We start from the raw sequence: 18,441 nt of genomic DNA, 5'->3' as shown, positions 1-18,441 counted from the left end.
ATTACTTTTTACTACATGCCATAATTAACCATGGACTTAACAGCTTTAATGCATTCGCACTTTCACGACTCTGCTGCCACGCTTCAAACTAGTGCGGTAGAGCTTGCCGAACCCTTAGCCGCTGCAGTAGAGCTTTTATTCGCTACTGTAGCCAATAACGGCAAGGTTCTCGCTTGTGGTAATGGCGGCTCCGCAGCCGATGCTCAGCACTTTATTGCTGAGCTGGTTGGACGTTTTGAGCGTGATCGCTTGCCTTTAGCTGGAATCGCCTTAAATACAGATACCTCCATCCTAACGGCAGTAGGCAATGACTATGGTTTTGATGCGGTGTTCGAACGTCAGGTTGCAGCGCTAGGTCAAACCGGTGATATTCTGGTGGCAATTAGCACCAGCGGCAACTCCGCCAACGTTATTCGTGCCATTCAAGTTGCTCACGAACGTGACATGGTTGTCATCGCCTTAACCGGCAAAGGCGGTGGTCAAATTGGTGAAATGCTAGCTGATACTGACATTCATCTGTGCGTGCCTCATTCTCGTACCATGCGTATTCAAGAGGTCCATATTGTACTGTTACACGCTTTATGTGATGGCATCGATGCCTTACTGCTTGGAGAACCCTAGTGTTTTTAAATGCTCTTCCACGCTCATTTCGTTATATAACTCAGCTCACCGCTCTTACTGTTGTAGTTGTACAGCTTAGCGCTTGCGCTCCACTAGTATTAGGTGGGGCTGCGGCAACTACGGCAGTGGTTGCCACTGATAGACGCACTGCCGGCGAACAAGTAGACGACAAAACCATCGGTGTCAAAGTCAGTGTCGAGGCCAATCAAATTCTTGGCGATCGCCCTGGTCGGGTCAACGGTTCTTCCTATGGTGGGCAACTTTTGCTTTTAGGCGATGTACCTACTGCTGATGACAGTCAGAAAATCGAGGCCGCAGTTAAAAAAATCGATAGCGTCAAAGAGGTAATCAATCGATTACGAATAGGCCCTGCCACCGAGCTTAGCGTGCGCACCAATGACAGTTGGATTACAACCAAAGCCACTACAGCCCTGATTAACGCCAAAGACGTCCCTAGTCGTACAATTACGGTTAGCACAGAACGTGGCGTAGTGTATCTCCAAGGGCGCGTCACAAAAGCTGAAGGCGAACGCGCCGCCAAAGCAGCCTCCACCGTCAGTGGTGTTACACAAGTTGTGAAACTTTTTGAGTATGTCAGTGCCGAACGAGTATTGCTTCCTCAATCAGCCAATGAAGCAAATCCCTCTGCTACGTCAGAGTCCAGTACACCGAGCCCCAGCACGACATCGAACGAGCCTGAGGTATTCACCATTAACTAACATGATCTTTCGCTTTCTTTTTATTGTTTTATTGGGCCTAAGCCTATCTGCCTGTAACGACGCTTTATCTTCTGCCCAAGCGCCAGAGTTCAGCGGTCAGTCGCTAAATGGCGACAGCATCACTTCAGATGCTCTGCAAGGTAAAGTAACACTGGTAAAATTTTGGGCAACCGATTGCACAACATGTGTGGCACAAATGCCAGACAATATCGAATACTATAATCAGTATCACGATAAAGGTTTTGATATTATTGCTGTAGCGATGAAGCACGACCCCATCGAGTACGTGCGTAACTTTACCGAAGCTCGTCAGTTACCTTTTACCGTGGTCAGCGATAAAGACGGTGCCATCTCGCAGGCTTTCGGAGACATCCGCATGACACCCACCGCTTTTTTAATTGATAAAAAAGGCCGTGTGGTAAAACGCTACTTAGGCAATTACGACAAAACCGCTTTTATCCAAACCCTTGAAAAAGCGTTAGCCGGCTAAACTCAAGGGCAGCAACACCTACACATTCCGGAGGCTAAGGCCTCCGGATTTTTTATTATTTGTTTATAGCACCCCAAATCGCCATGACACAAAACGCCGACCAACCTAGCTACTCCCCCACCGTAAAAGCCGACGTGCTTTCCGAAGCCCTTCCTTACATTCGTCGCTTCCATGGTAAAACCGTGGTGGTTAAGTACGGCGGCAACGCCATGACCGAAGAGCATCTGCAACGCAGTTTTGCTCACGATGTGGTCTTGCTAAAGCTGGTAGGCTTAAAACCCGTGGTGGTTCATGGTGGTGGCCCCCAAATCAACGATGCCTTACGCCGTGTGGGCAAAGAAGGCACGTTTATCCAAGGTATGCGTGTAACGGATGCTGAAACCATGGAAGTGGTTGAGTGGGTGCTAGGCGGTCAAGTCCAACAAGACATCGTCATGATGATCAACGAAGCAGGCGGTAAAGCCGTTGGTCTCACCGGCAAAGACGGTCAATTAATTCAAACCAAAAAGAAATTCCTACCGGACGAAAACAACCCTGAAAATCTCTTAGATATTGGTTTTGTGGGGGAAATTACACGGGTTGAGCCAGCAGTAGTTAAAGCCTTACAAGACGACGAGTTCATTCCAGTTATTTCTTCTATTGGCTTTGGTGAAGACGGGCGTTCTTATAATATCAATGCCGACGTAGTCGCAGGCAAACTAGCCGAAGTCTTAGGCGCAGAAAAGCTGATTATGCTTACAAATACACCCGGTGTGCTTGATAAAAATGGTCAGCTTTTGCGTCAGCTTTCTGCTCAAACCATCGATGAGCTCTTTAAGGACGGCACAATTTCAGGTGGTATGCTACCCAAAATTTCTTCAGCCCTAGAGGCGGCACGCCATGGCGTTAATTCCGTTCACGTTATTGATGGGCGCGTACCTCATAGCTTATTGCTAGAAATCCTCACCGACAAAGGTGTAGGCACTATGATTCGCTCTCATTAATACGCATGAGCTCAGCTACAAGCAAACAGCCAACCCCTGTTTGGCTGTTTGATTTAGACAATACACTGCATAACGCATCAGCAAGCCTATTTCCCGCCATTGACGGGTTGATGACCCAAAGCATCGCTCAACTCTTAACCATTCCTGTTGCCCACGCAAATCAGTTACGTCATGACTACTGGCAGCGTTATGGTGCGACACTTATTGGTCTCATCAAACATCACGGTATCTGCCCTGAACAATTTTTGCATTTAAGCCATGACTTTGATGTGGTGGATCAAGTGCTATGCGAGTCTGGTTTAAAGCGTCATTTACAGCGTTTACCGGGGCGCAAAGTGCTTTGTACCAATGCACCAGCCAACTATGCTCACCGCGTATTAAACGAGCTAGGTATTCAGCCTCTGTTTGAACGTGTCTTTTCCATAGAGGACATGTTTTTACAGCAGCGCTGTCACCCCAAGCCATCCAGACGCCTCATGCAACAGCTTCTAAGTCGATTAAACGTACCCGCTCACCATGTTATTTTTGTGGATGATACCTTGCGCAACCTTAAAGTAGCGCATCAATTAGGGATCCGTACTGTGCATTTTGCTCACCCTGGCACTCCCTTTTCTTCCACCTATGCGGGACGGGCCCCTTATATCGACTTACGCGTCAGCTCAATTAAAGAATTGGGGCAACGCTACCCTTTCGGTTAACTTTGCCCTAGCGACCTGATGTATAAACGCATAAAAAACGCGCCTGCATGGCGCGTTAAAATTTTAAGACAAGAATATGAACCGATTTACACGTGTTTTTTAATAAAGCTTGCAGAGCGCTCTAGCGCTAATTGATCGGCCTCAGCCTGATAATGAGCACCATTAGGCCGTGCAAACGCATGATCGGCATCGGGGTAAACATAGGACTCCCAACCCGCACGTTGTGCTACATCGGCTTCGATCACACTACGTACTTCGGCAGGCACATAGCTATCTAACTCTGCAATGTGCAATAGTGTGGGTGCAGCATTGGATTGAATGGTGGGCAAAGTTTTTTCTAAGCTAACCCCATAGTAACTAACGGCAGCTTTAATTGGACTATGATTGGCAAACAACACCACCAGACGACCGCCCATACAATACCCCACGCTTACGATTTGCTCATGACCTAGCTTTTTAGCAAGCTGAGCTCGTGCGCTTTCTAGGTCAGATAGAGTAGTGTCTGTATCCATTTCCTGCATCAGCTCTACACCTAACTGAAACTGTGCATTATTAGTGGGATCAAGCTCTAAGCCCGGCTCGGAGCGAAAAAACAAGTCAGGACACCACACATTAAAGCCCAAGGCGGCCCAGTCTTTTGCTAACTGGCGCATGGAGGAGTTCACACCAAAGATCTCTTGAATTAAGATCAAACCTGGTGCGTTTTTGTCTTGAGCTAACACCTCGAAGGCTTTCATCTTTTGGCCATCTGCAGTGGTAATTGTTACATAACTCATTATTTTGCTCCTTTATTAAATCTATTCGTTTTATTACGGGCTATAAGCCGGCCCAAGCTGGCCCCTCGAGTTCTAAACCAAGGTGCTCAAGCATGCGTACTACGCTGTGATCGACTAGCTCGGTAATAGTTTGAGGCTGGAAATAAAAAGCAGGTAGCGGGGGAAAAACAACCGCGCCCATTTCTGTAACCGCTGTCATATTGCGCAAATGAGCTAAGTTAAACGGTGTTTCACGTACCACCATCACTAAACGTCGCCGCTCTTTGAGCACAACGTCTGCAGCACGGGTAATAAGATTATCAGCCAAACCATGTGCGACGGCGGCTAGCGTGCGCATAGAACAAGGCACAATAATCATGCCATCGGTTTTAAAGCTTCCACTGGCTACTGTAGCGCCTATGTCTTTAAAGTTATGCACCACGTCTGCCAACTTAACTAAGTCAGCTCGCTGCATCGCTAGCTCGTGCTGTAAATTCAGTAACCCAGCGGGTGAAACGATTAAATGCGTTTCCACATTGGGCACCTGCTTTAACAGGTGCAGTGTACGAATGGCATAAAGGGCGCCTGTAGCGCCCGTTATTGCCACCACAATCCGTTTCTTGGGATTAGGCATCAATAAGACCATGTTCACGCAATAGCGTTTCTAGCTCGCCGCTTTCAAACATCTCGGTCATGATATCAGAACCACCCACAAACTCGGATTTGACATAGAGCTGAGGAATGGTTGGCCAGCTGGAGTACTGCTTAATGCCTTCGCGCACCTCATCGTCATCAAGCACGTTGATGGTAACAACTTGGGTTAACCCAACCGCACGTAGGATTTGAATAGCACGAGCGGAAAAACCACACTGAGGCATTTGGGCAGTACCCTTCATAAATAATACTACAGGGTGCTCAGTGACGGTTTCACGGATAAAATCTTGGACTTCACTCATAATGTTCCTCAGGAGTAAGCGCCGGTGACACGAGGAATACCGGCTAAATCAAAAATACTGGTCGGCTGACTAAAGTCGGCCTGTGCGAACAGGTTACGCACCAGCACGGCCTGATCCCAGCCATGCTCTATCCATATAGAGCCCGCTTCGGTTAAATAAGGACGCGCCCCATGAATAATAGCGCGGATATCAGCTAAGCCATTTTGCTTGGCTCGCAACGCTGTAATGGGCTCAAAACGTAGATCGCCTTGTTCTAAGTGGGGGTCACTGTCTGCAATATAAGGGGGGTTGGACACAATAATATCAAAGGGTGCCTGCCCTACTACTGCATCGTACCAACTCCCTTGCAAAAACTCGACTTTGGCATATAAATTGTGGGCATTTTGTTGAGCAATAGCTAAAGCCTCTGGGCTAAAGTCAGTCGCCACCACCACGGCATCAGGCCTAGCCAAAGCAATAGAAATCGCCACAGCACCACTGCCCGTTCCTAAGTCCAGCACACGTACTGATGGCTTGCCTTTAATCTGCTCAAGCGCATGCTCGACCAAGAGTTCGGTTTCGGGCCGAGGTATAAGCACCGCAGGGCTAACGATGAATTCGTATGCCATGAACTCGCGCTTACCTAAAATATAAGCCATTGGCTCACCGTGTAGGCGACGTTGCTCTAGCGCCAAATAACGTTGCACAGCATCAGGGGACAAAGGATCGGTATCATGCGCAATGAGCCAGGAACGAGTTACCCCTAGCACATGTTCCCACAACATTTTCTGTTCTAAACGGGGTAGCTGACTTTGTGTAAAAGCTACCTTCAGCGTCAGCATAGTCTGCACACCTACTTATTCGTGAGCCAACGCGGCCAGCTGTTCTGCCTGATGCTCGGTTAATAACGCATTAATTAACTCGTCTAAGTCACCATCCATAACATAATTTAATTTATGCATAGTGAGGTTAATGCGATGATCCGTAATACGTCCTTGGGGGTAATTATAGGTACGAATACGCTCGGAGCGGTCACCCGTGCCCACCAAGCTTTTACGCTGCTCAGCTTCTTTGGCTTGCATTTCACGTAACTGCTGGTCTTTTAAACGCGCCGCTAATACCTGCATTGCTTTGTCACGGTTGCGGTGCTGGGAACGGTCATCCTGACACTCTACCACCAACCCAGTAGGCAAGTGCGTAATGCGCACGGCGGAATCCGTTTTATTAACGTGCTGCCCACCCGCACCGCTGGCACGGAACGTGTCCACACGCAGATCGCTTGGGTTAATGTTGATTTCCTCGGCCTCATCGGCTTCGGGCATAATCGCGACCGTGCAGGTTGAAGTATGCACTCGGCCCTGTGCTTCAGTTTCCGGTACGCGTTGTACACGGTGAGTGCCCGACTCAAATTTGAGCTTGCCATACACACCGTCCCCATCAATACGGGCGATGACCTCTTTGTAGCCGCCCATCTCAGAAGCGTTGGTCGACATGAGCTCGACACGCCACCCCTGATGTTCAGCATAGCGCGTGTACATGCGCAATAAATCACCAGAAAAAATCGCACTTTCGTCGCCACCTGCTCCGGCACGAATTTCCAAGAACACACTACGCCCGTCATTAGGGTCTTTAGGTAACAATAATAATTCGAGCTCGTCCTCGATCTCAACAATGCGTGTTTTGGCGATTTGGTATTCTTCTTCGCCCATTTCTTTCATATCGGGGTCACGCATCATTTCTTGGGCAACTTCCAAGTCACCTTCCGTGGCCACATATGACTTAAAGGCCTCTACCACCGGCTCTAACTCAGCTCGTTCACGAGAAAGCTTGCGAAAGTTGTCCATATCCGTAGCAATTTCCGGCTCGGAAAGCATGGCATCGACTTCAATTAATCGGTGAGACAATTGCTCTAACCGATCTCGCATAGTGTCTTTCATAATTTATTCTTGATAAAAATTAAACAACCATAGCCGGACGTGGCTCGAGGAGCAACGTCGATTAAGAATGATAAAAGTGCTAACGGCTACGTGTTTGGGATGGAATCAAATGTGGAACTAATTGCAATAGCTGCTGACGCTGCTCGCCTTCGCTATGATGCAACTGAGTTAATGGACCGTGCAAGTATTTTTGCTGCAGACTGTGAGTAAGCCACTCGAGCACCTGCTCGGGATTTTCACCACGTGCCAACATGCGCTTGGCTCGATCTAGTTCGTGATTGGACACCTGCTGCGCACGGTCTTGGAGGCTAACTATAGTAGGCACTAGCTCGCGGTTTTGTAGCCAATGCATAAAATTTTGAACACGTGTATCAATAATGGTCTCGGCCTGTACCACGGCAGCTTGGCGCGCATCGCTGGCTTTTTGAACCATACGCCCTAAGTCATCGACTGAGTACAAATAGGCATCAGATAGACGAGCGACCTCGGGCTCGATATCACGTGGCACTGCCAAATCGACCATAACAATAGGACGATGACGGCGCTGTTTAATCGCGCGCTCGATCATACCTAGACCCAATATGGGCAAGGTACTGGCCGTACAGGAAATAATGACATCGTAGTCAGCAATGCGCTCAGGCAAATCGGCTAAACGCATAGTTTGTGCATTGTCAAAACGTGCAGCTAAGCTTTCTGCGCGCTCTGTGGTGCGGTTTGCCACCATAATGTGTTTAGGCGAAGTAGCGGCAAAATGGGCCGCGCAGAGCTCGATCATTTCACCCGCGCCAATAAAAAGAATATTGGTTTGGGATAAATCGCCATACACTCGCTGTGCTAAACGCACTGAAGCAGCCGCCATGGAAACAGAGTGAGCACCAATAGCTGTTTGGGTGCGTACCTCTTTGGCTACGGCAAACGTACGTTGAAATAGTTGATGTAGCAGCGTGCCTAGCGCGCCAGCCTCGTTAGCAACCCGTACAGCATCCTTCATCTGCCCTAAAATTTGAGGCTCGCCTAAGACCATCGAATCTAGCCCGCTAGCAACACGAAAAGCGTGGCGCACCGCCTCGTTATGCTCGTAACGATAGAGATGAGGGGTGAGGTCGTCAGACCGCAAGCTATTAAAGTCAGCAATCCAGCTGGGCACATGTTCTATAACATGGGGCTCGGCCGCACAGTAAAGCTCGGTACGATTACAGGTTGATAAGATGGCTGCCTCGCGCACCCCAGAACCAAATGTAGAGCGCAAGGCCTCGAGCGCAGGACGCACCACATCCAAAGGAAAAGTCACCCGTTCTCGCACAGAAACCGGTGCTGAGACATGATTTAGACCAAAGGTGAGAACATCTATAGACATGGACACAAATAAAAATTCAAAGGGGTGGCGTACTTGTATTTATATGATTATAATCCCCCAACGCTGATAACTGAAATCTATGGTGCATTCCGTAGGATCTAGCCTAAAAAACTGTTGTTTTTACCGTTTTTTTAAATAACTAGACAAATTCAAAAGCGTTGTGATATAGTAATGTTTTTGGTGCAACACAAAGCCAAACGGCCTTGTAGCTCAGTCGGTAGAGCAGAGGATTGAAAATCCTTGTGTCGGTGGTTCGATTCCGCCCAAGGCCACCAAAGAATTCAAACAAAAAGCCCAGTCAAACGACTGGGCTTTTTGCTGTCTGAAATAAATATAAGTAGTTTTGTAAGTGAGTTGATAATAGCTGTAGTGCAAATCAAAAGTTACTCACATGCATTATCTTATGCAGCCCTCTCTTTTTAGTATCTATAACATCTACTTATGTGGTCAGCTATGACCTGCTTTGAGGGGATTAGCGGTCAAAGATGACTAGCTTTAGTGTTGTACACAAGTCAGCAGTGAACATAGTCAATCTGACCTGTGTATAACTTCTAATACAGTGTTTTCTTCGCAATACTTTCTTTTATACTCAGCAACTGCTCTGAAAAAACAGCTGAAAGATCTTCAATAGCGCTATTACTAAACAAAAAAGAGATGACTGATTAAATTTTTTTGGTTTACTCATTAAAAAACTCTCAAAATAAATAGGAAAATCAACAAGAGTCTGCAGACATCAACTATTTTGAATGAGTAAAAAAAATCGTAAGGTCGTCTAATGCCCCCTTTTGGACACTTAAAAAATAAAAAACACCTAAAAAGGTGTTTTTTTAACTCCTCGTCATAAAAAGAGGAGATTTTCTTCAGTTTTAGAGCATATAGTTTGCTCTATCTACTTCACCGTATGCGAAATATATGCGATAAAAAACAAAATAACGTAAAAAATGGTGATAGGGATCAAGGCCATCAACATAGGCTTCTCCTTTATCGATGTATTTTTTTAGCTCTAGAAAAACTGTTAAGAGTCCTAACCAAAAACCTAAAAATTAGTTTAACATTGAGCAGTGACGATAAAAACACCGTCAAAAAGCTCTGCTAAAAACCACTTCAAACACTCCCTTAAATAGTTAAAAATTAGCCAAATCAAGTTCAAAAAATACCTCATTTTCTCAAGAAAAATATCTTAAAAAACATCAAAAAATTCTTGTTTATATTTGGCAGGTTTAATAACCAATAGTTATCAAAAAAGCGATTTTTCAACTCGATTAAGTAGTAAAAGGGCCTAAAAATTTTCGCATGCGAAAATTTCATGTTTTCAAAACCTATTTTTTCAGCAAAAAATCGACTGTTATAAACCCCATTGTTTTGCCGTAATTTGCTAGATTTTTAACCGCTCAGAATTCTCTTTCAACCACTGTCTACAAACCTGGAAATCCGGTATTATTTTTGACATTTCCTGCCAAAAATCGGGGGAGTGATCATGGTGAATAAGGTGACATAATTCATGCACGACTACGTAATCCACCATCCGATTTGGTGCCAACATAATACGCCAGTTAAATTCAATTTCGCCTTTGGCTGTGCAACTGCCCCAACGCGATGAAAACGTTTTAATAGTCACCCTAAGCGGCTCCACGCCAATCATTGGCGCATAGCGTTTTACCTTTTCTTTTATTTTTTGCGATGCTTGGCGTTTATACCAGCGCACTAAGGCATTGCGAATCATATGCGGCTGCTGACTGCCCTCAGGCGTTTGAACGACTAATTGCCCCTGCAAAAGTTTCACAGGCACAAAAGAACCTTGCTCGACTTTAAGTCTATAGTTACGCCCAAGATAGGGAAATGCCTCGCCCGAAACAAACTGTTTATCCGTAACTGGAGCCAAAGCCCGCTGTAATGCCATTTTTTCTTTAATCCACAGGCGTTTGGACACCAGAAGCTGATCAATTTTTTCCACACTGATACTAGCAGGCACAACCACCGACACAGCCCCCTCTTCGACTCGGATAGAGGCGGTTTTACGACGATTTGTACGGATTATTTCAGCGATAAAGCCATTACCGTCTCGGTACTCAGAAACACCCTTCATCAATTACTTACTACCAAAACGCGTTCTAGCTAACTCTAAAAAACGATCTTGCACTACTTTCACTAAGGCAGGGTCACTATAGGAGCACTCTAAAATGGCGCGCTTGATTTCCTTTTTCATGCGTCTCACCTCGTCCATCTTGTCAAAAAAATCAACAATCTGCGTGGCCTCATCAAACATAGCAACTAACTTTTGACTGGTGATTTTGATTTCATCATGTACTTTTTCAGTCAGGCTGTCCTCGCCACTATGGCGAGTTACCTCTGCCATCAAGATATGATAAAAGGCCAACTCGGTATCGGTTAGCCCTAAATCAGCGGCCACTTGAGCACGTTCAGACTCAATGTTATGACACAAATCCCAAAGTAGCTCTACCTGCTGATCCCACTTGCCATTGTACTTTTCAATAATTTCTTGCAGGCGTAAGCTAAGTGACTTGTAGTATTCCGGATCCTCATCCAAGTTAACCGTAATATGATGTTTAATCGCACTTTCAATTTCTGAGGCACGCGACTCTAGAGACTTAATCTCATCTACTGATTGCTTAAAATTCGCCGCTAGCAAATCCACCGGTGGTATTTTTGGGTTTACACCGGTGCTAATAATATGATCCTCCACTAACTGACGTACCTTTGTACCCACATCGTCAATATTAAGCTCGGGTTCACGGTAACGGTTACGTGCGGCATTTTGTACCTTGCCCCAGAGCTTCAAATCACTTAAAAATGGCTTAACCGCCATATCAGGTAGCACCACATCCATTTGTTTCGCAAAACGCTTAAAAGCTAGCTCAAACTGCTGGCGCACCTCTTCATCTTTAAGGAATAAGACATAGTCATCAATATTATCGCTCTTTAGTGTGCTAAACACCTGTGCGACACGAGTATGAGCGGCTTTTAGTCTGGGGATTTCATCTTTAAGTGTATGGTACGCTCCTTCCACATCTTCACTGCTGAACATCTCTAAGGCTTCTTTCAACGCATCAGTCAACCCATGATAGTCCACCACGTACCCCACCTCTTTACCCTTATAAGTACGATTCACCCGAGCAATGGCTTGCATTAATGTATGCTCTTTTAGGCCACGATCGATATACATCACTTGAGCAATCGGCGCATCAAAACCTGTCAGCAACATATCTTTTACAATCAAAAATGCCGTTGGATCTTCTTTTTCCTTATCCACGCCAAAAGGCTTGGTGAAATTCCTAATCACCTGTTTTTGATGTGCAGCATTGGTGTAAGGGGTGTAAATAGCATCATCATTATGCTTGCCAGAGATAATCACTTCCGAAGGTGGTGCGCCCAATTCATCTAATATTTTTTTAAATAGTACGGCGGCATAACGACTACCCACCACAATCATGCCTTTAAACCCATCAGGTTGAATCTTTTCTCGATAATGATTTAGCAGGTCTATACATACCCAGCGAATACGTGCGGGCGCTTCGCGTACTGCGCGCTCCACCCCATATTTTTTCTTGATTTCTCGTTTTTCCTCATCCGTGTAATCCTTAAAATACTCATCAAATAACGCATCTAAGGATTTGCCCATCACCTCGCTTTGTACCTGACGGCCCTCGTAAATAATACGTACCGTCGCACCGTCTTCAACTGCTTCATTGATCTTGTATTGGTCAATATAGCCACCAAAAGCCTGATCCATTTTCTGACTTTTAAGCAATGGTGTACCTGTAAAACCTATTTTTGGTGCATTGGGTAAAGCGGCGTTAATGGTGGCCGCTAAATTGCCAAACTGGGTACGATGCGCCTCATCCGCCAAAACGATGATCTTGTCGCTAACGTTTAGATCCTTAAAATCATCCTCAGCCTCGGCTTCTTGGAATTTTTGCACCATTGCCGTCACAATATCGGATGAATCTCGCTGTAATAGCTCTTTTAAATCCGCTACCGAACTGGCGTTATAAATAGTCTCGTTTTGCGCCGCCCTAAAGGTATTAGACAGCTGGGAGTCAAGTTGAGTGCGATCTGTCACAAAAACTAATTTGTACTGCCGAAGCTCGGGATCACGACGCATCTTTACCGCTAACATCACCATCGTCAATGACTTGCCTGAGCCTTGGGTATGCCAGATAATCCCAGACTTTTCTTTACGACCTCTACCCGTTTTCAGCCGCTCTATGACCTTATTCACCGCTCTAAATTGCTGGTAACGGGCAATTTTTTTCACCAAACGCCCATCCATCGGCTCAAAAATGATGAAATTGCGAATCAAATCTAAAAAATTAGCCTTGTTAAACATCCCAGCTAGTAAACGCTGCTGCTCGGTCAGCTCCATACCTGGCACGGCTGTTTGCTCTATATAAGCAGGCATGCTTAAATCTGACAAGACAGAAGTGTTAGCGACCGATGACATGAGCTGTAGCTTCACCTCGGCATCACTATACGGATACGCATCCTTCCACGCACTGTAATGCTGCGCATTAGAACTAATCGTCCCTACCTTGGCCTGATCCCTGCATGTACTGACCATGAGCTGGTTGTACCAAAATAACCGTTGCGCCCCCTCATCACTGGCTGGGTCTCGTAAATTTGCATAGCGCCGTAGCTGATTAATACCCTCGGCAATCGCATCCGCCACATAGGGCGACTTACATTCAATCACCGCTAAAGGCAGACCATTTACAAAGCAAACCATGTCAGGAATGATATTTTGCGTTACCCCTTCCACCTTAAACTGAGTCGTACACAGAAACTCGTTATTAGCGGGATTATCAAAATCAATAATCTTGACCGTCTGCCCCCTACGTCCTTGCCCTAAATCCTGTTCAACCGATAGGTAATTAACCAATATATCGTAAATGGATTGGTTGTACTCCATCAAAGCGGCATGATTTGGATGGGTGAGCTCACGCATCACTTTAGTGAGGTTTTCCTCACTAATCCACGGGTTCAACCGACGTAAAGCTGCCTCAAGCCGCTGCACCAACACCACATCACGTAAAGAACCACGCTCTGCAGCCAAACTAGGGCCGGGCACATAATCCCAACCTAATTGCTGAAGTTGCTCGATGGCAGGGAGCTCTACTTTGACTTCTTCATCATTAAACATAGTGACTCTAATCTACAGTGATACGACCAGTTGCCTGCCCAATGAGGTCAGGCGATACGTTTGCTTAGGACTACGAGGCGATTCGGGCAACGTCATTTCTATCAGTCCACTCGAAATTGCAGGTTGCAAATGATTTTGTACAAAAGTACGACGATGCTTTAGACCCGAGATCGCCATCAACTCCTTGGTGCTTTTATCCCCTTGTCGCAAGGCCTTCAACAAACGAGCGACTTGGTCGGTTACTTGGTCGGTTACTTGGTCGGTTACTTGATCTGTTTCTGCAAAACCCACATGAATAGGCAGCCGAATCAAAAAATAACTGCGCTCCTCGTCCGTCTCAAACACAGGCATAGGCGAGCCATTGCTCTGCATTACACGTAAGATCTTTGGCAAACCCGTAGAGCGCCCTTCAGTTAAATCTAATTCTTTTAAAAACTCACCAATGCGACGATTTCTATAACGGCGACTGACCGCTTTACCAACCTGCAAATCATCTAAACGGATAGAGCGATCCGGCCCCGGAAAACTCAAAACCATTAATTCGTGAGCATCAATGCGGATCTCAATGGGCTCACGTATTTCATACGAACGGTGATAGACCGCATTGACCACCGCTTCCTCGATAGCCGCATAAGGAAAATTCCAGAATCGATCCGCCTCGGCACGATCCGGATGCTTGACCACTGCCTCTTTTAAGTACTGCGTTTTAATAAAGCCGAGGGCTTGACGCGTAATCTGCGCTAAGGGCCCCTTAAACTCTTTTTCCTCAAAGCGATCCCCACCTGCGCCATCAGGGAAATACACCACATCAATCTGCGTAGCTGGAAAAAACTGCTCGGGCTGGGGATTAAAAAATAACAAGCCTACATTCTTAGGAAATAATGCCTCTGGAGGGCCACCCGCAATGTTCATACGCACTGCCAGTTCCTGCATAGGCAACTCAGCGGCCTCAACAGCCAATTCACTGCCGACTTCGTGTAAATAGTCACGGATCAAAGTCGGTGATAAATCAGCTAAGGTAGCCGTTTGCCTATAGCGATCATCAAATGGTACGGTTGCGGTCAACGACAAGAGCTCACGTTCCGTATCCCCCGCCGCTCTGACTGTACTGGTATGTTTACGCACATAAAACGCCCAATCGGACTTTTTATCCGTTACGTTTGTTTTGGCTTTATACGGTCGTGTTTCTCCACCAGGGGCCCATAAAACCAAAATGCTCTTCCCCTGCACCTCATACACCGCACTTAGGGGATGATAAGGTGGCTGCATCGCCGAATTACCCAAATTAAGTAGCTTTTTTTGAATACTATCAATTTGCTCGGGCAATAAGCCTACGGGAGGCAACACGGGCTGACCATCTACCTCTGCCACCCCAATCACTAAATAGCCCCCACCTAAGTTCTGGAAATCATTCGCAAAAGCACACAGCGTATGCAAGATGGACTCAGGGTTCCAACCTTCTTTGTACTCAATACGCTCACTTTCCACGGTGCGTTGATGGAGAAGGTTATCAATATTGATGGGGAGTTTGTTGGTGTGCATGATGTACTTTTTTCTTAATCCACATTGACGCGGACTGTGCCAGTGAGGAGATCTTGCATGAGGGCTTTTTTTATTTTTTCATTAGATTTTAATAAAAATGTACTTTTGTTAATCATTGATTGTATTGATGAAATTTTAAGTTGAATTTCCCTCTGTTCTTTAAGAGAAGGCACTAAACATGGAATATCTTTTATATCCTCTATATTTATTCTAGTTACTGTTGTCCCAACAGACAGTTTATATATAGCTAGTTTTGCAAGCTCTGATGTTATATACAATGAAAAGTAATCAGGATAAACCGTATCTGTTTTTGGGCGTAAAAGAACCATTCTTTGTCCCATACATAGCTTTACACCAGCTGGCACCATACATGCCTCACCTGCAGGAGCCTCTCTTGTGAGCAAAACATCTCCATAAGATGGGACTGCTCTTTTTGTCCACTCACTAAAAGCTTCACTAGTAGTAAATCTCATATCATCATAAACAAGCTCACCATCACGCACATTACTGGTACGTACGACTAGAAACTCAGAGCTTTCAACATATGGTGCTGTTTTATGTTCACAGTCAACAACCTCTTCGACAATGAGTTCTAGTGGTAATACTTTCCAATCAAGAGGTATCCGCCCCACAGGCGAATCCTTAAACTCAGTATGCCCAATGCCTTTGGTCAGCAGTTCCTGCATCATGCCGGTTTTTAGGTTTTTCAACTTATCGATCTGTGCACGAGTTTTTTCGATTACGTCATCGACGGAGGAAAGGATAGCGGCGATTTTTTGTTGTTCGGGGAGCGGGGGTACCGCTACTTCGATATTGCGGAAACTGCTTTTATTAATGGCTTTCAGTGTTGTATTTGCACAGCTCTCAAGTAAACTTTCTTGAAACTGATCACTAGTAATTACCTGAAAAGCAAAGTCCTTATGCATCTTGTCTGAGAATTTAACAAGATACATATTGGGTGCAAGAGTCATCGGGAGAAAATAAGCTGGAACTCTATATGCCTTTCCAGCGCTTCCAACATTTGCAATTACGATGTCACCCGGAAAAAGCTCTGATTTTCTTAGGAAATCAAAACCTTTTCTATCTGTAAATCGCTCTGGAGCGAAGTTTGATTTTTCTAAATCAGTGGTGCGTACAAGAGCTGCGTAGTTTGGCGAACTGTAATAGGTAACATTTTCCTTGAGCGCAGCAAAGCTACCATTCGCGGTGTAGTCGGTTAAAACTGATATAAAATCACCAATCGGCTCAACACTCCAATTATTAGAAACTTGCCTACTCATACCCCAACTCCACCAAATACGCCTTCATCACTCGTTCAGCCTCAGCCACTTCTGCATCCAGTTCTTTCAACGATACTCTGTACTTATCCCACCAACGTTCCAGCTGCTCAATCACTGCCGAAGATACCTCTCCAACCACCTCACGAACTTTCTGTTTGCTGTCTATCTCAGGTTTGAACTCGTAGTAATCCGCATCACGCAGTACAAAGACGCTCATCACATCAAAGTCTCCCAGTATTTCCTCACGGATATATTCACTTTCTACTTCGCGTACAGGGATACCGCCGTGCAAGATCGCACGCACATCAAAGATCTCGGGTGGTGGGCTGGTGTCGGCATAACGACGAATATTCAGGTTGTAATCGTTGTCTGCAATTTCCTTTAAGGTAGCGACTTTGGAGTAGCGTTTGATCTCCGCAAAGTCCTCAAAGGTTTGCACGATTTTCTTGATGTCTTGTGGACGCAAACTATTTTGATTTTTGCCTTCTTGAAACTCGAGTTCGCCATTGATAAAGAGCACCTTAGCTTTACGATCAGCGGGTTTGTTTTTATTGATGATCAACAAACAAGCAGGAATACCTGTGCCGTAGAACAAGCCCGAAGGTAAACTAATCACCGCTTCGAGCAAATCATCATTTAGGATGCCTTCACGGATACGTTTTTCACTGGCTCCACGGAACAGCACACCGTGCGGCATCACCACCCCTGCCATGCCCTCTGCATTGAGGCTAGCAATCATATGCTGCACAAAGGCCAAGTCACCCGCATCTTTGGGTGGTGTACCGTAGGGAAAGCGACCATAGGGATCATTGTCCGCCTCGTCCTTGCCCCATTTTTTTAAACTAAAGGGTGGATTTGCAATCACACGATCAAAGGTCATCAGCTCACCGTCTTGCGTATGCTGTGGGCTACCTAAGGTATCCCCTTTACGAATGTCTGCACTGTACACACCATGCAAGAACATATTCATCTTACATATCGCCCACGTGTTCAGGTTCATCTCCTGACCAAACAAAGACAAGTTGGCTGGATTTTCACCGTGTTTTGCTAAGTAGTTTCTGGTTTGAATTAACATCCCGCCCGACCCCACTGTTGGGTCATAAATACGCATACCGGGCTGTGGTTTCAACAAACTAACCAATAACTGCACAACCTCAGACGGCGTGTAAAACTCTCCCCCCTTTTTACCCGCACTATCCGCAAACATTTTTATTAGGTACTCATAGGCAGTACCCAGCAAATCTGAACGCTCAAAATCTTCATTGCGTAAACGATAACGACTAAAGTGGCTTAATAAATCACGTAGCTTTTTATCAGACAACTTATTTTTGATATTGAAGTCGATGGAAACCAATACCCCCTCTAGAGCGGGGTTATATTCCTCGATGGCTTCGGTGGCCTTATTCAACGCAGCACCAATATCGTGTTTTAAGTCTTTTAAAGCCTCCCAGCGGGCCATAGGCGGGATATAGAAGGTCTGGTCATACTCATCCTCATCTTCTGCCAACTCAAGCGCCTGTGCCTCTGTTTTACCGTTTTCTGTGTAGTACTTGATCACCCCCTCTTTGGCTTCATCAAAAGCATCCGATAGACGCTTTAAAAACATCATGCCAAAAATGTAGTCTTTGAACTCAGAGGCATCCATGTTGCCACGCAAAATATCTGCGGTTTCCCAAAGGAAAGATTCAAGTTGTTGTAGAGTGATTTTTTGATTCATTAAACGGGGGTCCATGTACAAAGGGAACAACGTAATCGTGGGCTTCAAACTAAGCCTATGATTTAAAAATCAAGAGATAGGTAAAACTGCGGATAAATCGTAAAAATAAAAAGCTTTACTTACCACTGTATTGTTTATGTGGCGACAAAAATCTTGTCACCATAATAATAAGAACTTTTGTTAATTATAAAAAAACGTACTAAAAAACTTGTCACCATATAAATATGGTGAAAACACTTATTAGCATAT

At 45.5% G+C, this 18,441-nt stretch carries 16 protein-coding genes and 1 tRNA gene; 6 read left to right on the top strand and 11 right to left on the bottom strand.

What is annotated here, in order from left to right; genetic code table 11:
• The first annotated feature begins 30 nt into the window (after window positions 1-30).
• From ACBP46_RS01995 to ACBP46_RS01975, 5 genes are all read left to right on the top strand, one after another.
• A complete protein-coding gene (locus tag ACBP46_RS01995; protein WP_371015060.1) occupies window positions 31-621 on the top strand; it encodes a phosphoheptose isomerase in 591 nt (196 codons plus the stop codon).
• Window positions 621-1,340, top strand: a complete 720-nt coding sequence (locus ACBP46_RS01990) for a BON domain-containing protein (RefSeq protein WP_371015059.1) — start codon at window positions 621-623, stop codon at window positions 1,338-1,340. The genes ACBP46_RS01995 and ACBP46_RS01990 overlap by 1 nt, the downstream gene beginning before the upstream one ends.
• Before the next feature lies 1 nt (window position 1,341).
• Window positions 1,342-1,830 carry a peroxiredoxin family protein gene (locus tag ACBP46_RS01985; protein WP_371015058.1) on the top strand — a complete coding sequence of 163 codons (489 nt, stop codon included), beginning with the start codon at window positions 1,342-1,344 and terminating at the stop codon, window positions 1,828-1,830.
• An 83-nt stretch (window positions 1,831-1,913) separates the two neighbouring features.
• Window positions 1,914-2,813 (top strand): acetylglutamate kinase, encoded by a 900-nt coding sequence (gene argB / locus ACBP46_RS01980; protein WP_371015057.1) that lies wholly within the window; start codon window positions 1,914-1,916, stop codon window positions 2,811-2,813.
• Window positions 2,814-2,818: 5 nt separating this feature from the next.
• A complete protein-coding gene (locus ACBP46_RS01975; RefSeq protein WP_371015056.1) occupies window positions 2,819-3,511 on the top strand; it encodes a pyrimidine 5'-nucleotidase in 693 nt (230 codons plus the stop codon).
• Between the two features lie 86 nt (window positions 3,512-3,597).
• On the opposite strand, the gene ACBP46_RS01970 is transcribed toward ACBP46_RS01975, so the two are convergent.
• The 6 genes from ACBP46_RS01970 to hemA form a co-directional block, all read right to left on the bottom strand.
• Window positions 3,598-4,287 (bottom strand): dienelactone hydrolase family protein, encoded by a 690-nt coding sequence (locus tag ACBP46_RS01970; RefSeq protein ID WP_371015055.1) that lies wholly within the window; start codon window positions 4,285-4,287, stop codon window positions 3,598-3,600.
• A 40-nt stretch (window positions 4,288-4,327) separates the two neighbouring features.
• Window positions 4,328-4,900: a UbiX family flavin prenyltransferase gene (locus ACBP46_RS01965; protein ID WP_371015054.1), complete on the bottom strand. Its 573-nt coding sequence runs from the start codon at window positions 4,898-4,900 to the stop codon at window positions 4,328-4,330.
• The gene (gene grxD, locus ACBP46_RS01960) at window positions 4,893-5,222 is read right to left on the bottom strand and encodes a Grx4 family monothiol glutaredoxin (protein WP_371015053.1); all 330 of its coding nucleotides are present in this window, start codon (window positions 5,220-5,222) and stop codon (window positions 4,893-4,895) included. Before grxD ends, ACBP46_RS01965 begins: the two co-directional genes overlap by 8 nt.
• Before the next feature lie 8 nt (window positions 5,223-5,230).
• On the bottom strand, window positions 5,231-6,043 hold the full coding sequence (prmC, locus tag ACBP46_RS01955; protein WP_371015052.1) for a peptide chain release factor N(5)-glutamine methyltransferase: 813 nt from the start codon (window positions 6,041-6,043) through the stop codon (window positions 5,231-5,233).
• Between the two features lie 15 nt (window positions 6,044-6,058).
• Window positions 6,059-7,138 carry a peptide chain release factor 1 gene (gene prfA, locus ACBP46_RS01950; RefSeq protein WP_371015051.1) on the bottom strand — a complete coding sequence of 360 codons (1,080 nt, stop codon included), beginning with the start codon at window positions 7,136-7,138 and terminating at the stop codon, window positions 6,059-6,061.
• Window positions 7,139-7,217: 79 nt separating this feature from the next.
• Window positions 7,218-8,495 (bottom strand): glutamyl-tRNA reductase, encoded by a 1,278-nt coding sequence (gene hemA / locus ACBP46_RS01945; protein ID WP_371015050.1) that lies wholly within the window; start codon window positions 8,493-8,495, stop codon window positions 7,218-7,220.
• A 199-nt stretch (window positions 8,496-8,694) separates the two neighbouring features.
• Between hemA and ACBP46_RS01940 the strand changes: the two genes are divergently transcribed.
• Window positions 8,695-8,770 (top strand) — tRNA-Phe (locus ACBP46_RS01940).
• Window positions 8,771-9,870: 1,100 nt separating this feature from the next.
• Here the strand turns inward: ACBP46_RS01940 and ACBP46_RS01935 are convergent.
• From ACBP46_RS01935 to ACBP46_RS01915, 5 genes are read right to left on the bottom strand one after another with little or no spacing between them, the layout of a single operon-like run.
• A complete protein-coding gene (locus ACBP46_RS01935; protein WP_371015049.1) occupies window positions 9,871-10,581 on the bottom strand; it encodes a M48 family metallopeptidase in 711 nt (236 codons plus the stop codon).
• A 3-nt stretch (window positions 10,582-10,584) separates the two neighbouring features.
• A complete protein-coding gene (locus tag ACBP46_RS01930) occupies window positions 10,585-13,653 on the bottom strand; it encodes a type I restriction endonuclease subunit R (RefSeq protein ID WP_371015048.1) in 3,069 nt (1,022 codons plus the stop codon).
• A gap of 12 nt (window positions 13,654-13,665) precedes the next feature.
• Window positions 13,666-15,195: a Fic family protein gene (locus ACBP46_RS01925; protein ID WP_371015047.1), complete on the bottom strand. Its 1,530-nt coding sequence runs from the start codon at window positions 15,193-15,195 to the stop codon at window positions 13,666-13,668.
• A gap of 14 nt (window positions 15,196-15,209) precedes the next feature.
• Complete coding sequence (locus ACBP46_RS01920; RefSeq protein ID WP_371015046.1) at window positions 15,210-16,475, bottom strand: restriction endonuclease subunit S; 1,266 nt, start codon at window positions 16,473-16,475, stop codon at window positions 15,210-15,212.
• Complete coding sequence (locus tag ACBP46_RS01915) at window positions 16,468-18,192, bottom strand: type I restriction-modification system subunit M (RefSeq protein WP_371015045.1); 1,725 nt, start codon at window positions 18,190-18,192, stop codon at window positions 16,468-16,470. Before ACBP46_RS01915 ends, ACBP46_RS01920 begins: the two co-directional genes overlap by 8 nt.
• Window positions 18,193-18,441: the final 249 nt, after the last annotated feature.

Source organism: Paenalcaligenes hominis (assembly GCF_041359055.1).
GTDB lineage: Bacteria > Pseudomonadota > Gammaproteobacteria > Burkholderiales > Burkholderiaceae_B > Paenalcaligenes > Paenalcaligenes hominis_A.
This window is presented reverse-complemented; position numbering and strand designations above follow the sequence as displayed.